Annotated in this window: 1 pseudogene; it reads left to right on the top strand. The window is 58.9% G+C overall.

Features of this window, described 5'->3' with window-relative positions:
• A pseudogene (fadA, locus tag Q4563_RS23140) lies at positions 1-231 on the top strand (acetyl-CoA C-acyltransferase); the annotation flags it as partial.

Below are 231 nucleotides of genomic sequence, written 5' to 3'. Positions count from 1 at the left end.
GAAACCCTGTCCGCCACAATTATCGATGCACTGTTTGACCGCAACCCGGAAGTGCCACCCAAGCTGGTGGAAGACATTATCTGGGGCTGTGTGAACCAGACCACAGAGCAGGGCTTTACCGTGGCGCGCCAGATTGGCCTGCTCACCAAAGTCCCGAACGAAGCCGGTGCACACACCGTTAACCGTTTGTGTGGATCGGCCATGAGCGCCATTCATACGGCGGCCCAGGCC

Source organism: Gilvimarinus sp. 1_MG-2023 (genome assembly GCF_030548285.1).
This window is presented reverse-complemented; position numbering and strand designations above follow the sequence as displayed.